The sequence below is a fragment of the Mesorhizobium sp. P5_C1 genome (assembly GCF_054049815.1).
In genome coordinates this window covers 1-1,768 of the sequence record NZ_JBFULQ010000831.1, presented here as the reverse complement: position 1 = coordinate 1,768, position 1,768 = coordinate 1, and the positions used below count along the sequence as shown (strand labels likewise).

Here is a 1,768-nt window from a genome sequence, read left to right as displayed (position 1 = left end):
CCACTGAGCTGGCGCGCGTGCCCGGCCTTCTCGTCATGTCGCGCACGGCCGCGGTCACCTACAAGGACAAGAAGATCCGGCCGGATCAGATCGCGAAGGAGATGCACGTCCGCTACATCCTGGAGGGCAGCGTTCGTCGTGCGGGCGACGACGTGCGCATCAATGCGCAGCTGATCGATGCGACCACCGGGACGCATTTGTGGGCCGAGCGCTTCGACGGTGCCTGGAGCGATGTGCTCACCCTGCAGAACAGGGTTGTCGACAACGTTGCGATGGCACTGGAGCTTCGCCTCGTTCGGGCCGCGGGCGATACGACCCCTGGCAGCACGGGCAATCCAGCGGCCTATGAAGCGTATCTTCAGGGACTGGAGCTCGAGGGTCGCGGCTCGCCTCAGGACTTCGTCGGCGCGCTGGCGCATTTCAAGCGGGCGATCGCACTCGATCCGGGTTACGGCAAGGCCCTGGCCGAGCTTGCTTGGATCTATGATCAATCGGCCGGCAACGAAGAGAGGGAGCGGGCGCTTGGCACGGGTCATATCGAGACCTTGCATCTTGCCTGGGGCGCGCTTCAGGAAGCGCTGAAGCATCCTTCGTCGAACGCCTATCAACTGATCGCTCGAAAGCACACGTTCAGTTGGCAGGCGGACGCGTCGATTGATGCTCTGGAGCACGCCATCGCGCTCGATCCGAGCGACGTCTGGAACTACCGCGAAATGGCGTTGGCACAGATCTTCGCCGGCCATCCGGACGAGGGGCTCGCCTATGTGGCGGCGTCGCTTCGCGTCGATCCGCGCGACGGGGGATGGCCGAACTGGCTGCGCGGCCTGGCCGCGTTCTCGCTTGGAAAATACCCGGAAGCGGTAGCCTCTCTGGAGAAGAACGTCGCGCTGGGCACAAACCCCGAATACGGCGACTTGCTGCCGCTGATGTCTGCCTATGGGCATCTCGGCGCGACCGACAAGGCCGCTTCGCTCCTGCCAAGGATCCTAGCTTACTCAAAAGCCTATGGCGACGGGGGTGGAATGACTGTTCTGCTGGCCGCCCAAAACATGACCTACATGAAGCTCGAGGACGTCATGCGCTTTCAGGAGGGGCTGCTCAAGGCCGGTATTCCGGAGCTGCCGTTCGACTTCGATCCGAGATCGCCGGACAGGCTGAACGGCGACGAGATGCACCGGCTGATGTTCGGCCATACGATCGCCGGGCGTGTGCTGGACGGCGCGACGAACGCCGGCACTATGCAGGCGAAGGATTTCAAGAGCGGGGTCCCGTGGAGCGTCACAGCGTCGGCAGATGGATCGACCTATGCCTACACATGGGGTGATGTTGCCGACAGCGGCGGGCATGCGCATTTCGAGGGCAACCGGGATTGTTTCTATTTCAGGGACACAAGGGCCTGTGCCGCGATCTTTCGGAATCCGAACGGCACGCGCGCGGAACAAAACGAATATTACTGGCTGCACCATTGGAATCTCATTGCATTCTCCGTGGCGAACTAGGGCGTGAACTCACAAACGCGCAGCCATAGGTATTTGCGCCTTCGGGCTTGGCGAACAATTAATCGCCGAACGCATATTTCTGCGGGATGATTGTCGCTCGATTCTTCTTTATTGCATATGCGGCCTTGAGATCAGCTCCAGACCTTGGTCTGACTAGGCAGAACGTCCGCTGTCGTCCTTCGGACGCCCAGAGCCCGCCATTCCGCTTTCGGCGAACTGCCATCATGTGCGAAGTCGCATCAGATTGGCTGCTTCTGGCGCTTTAGCCG

1 pseudogene is annotated in these 1,768 nt (G+C 61.4%); it reads left to right on the top strand.

Features of this window, described 5'->3' with window-relative positions:
* Window positions 1-1,499: pseudogene (locus ACXJ7R_RS31730) on the top strand (adenylate/guanylate cyclase domain-containing protein); the annotation flags it as partial.
* Between the last annotated feature and the right edge of the window lie 269 nt (window positions 1,500-1,768).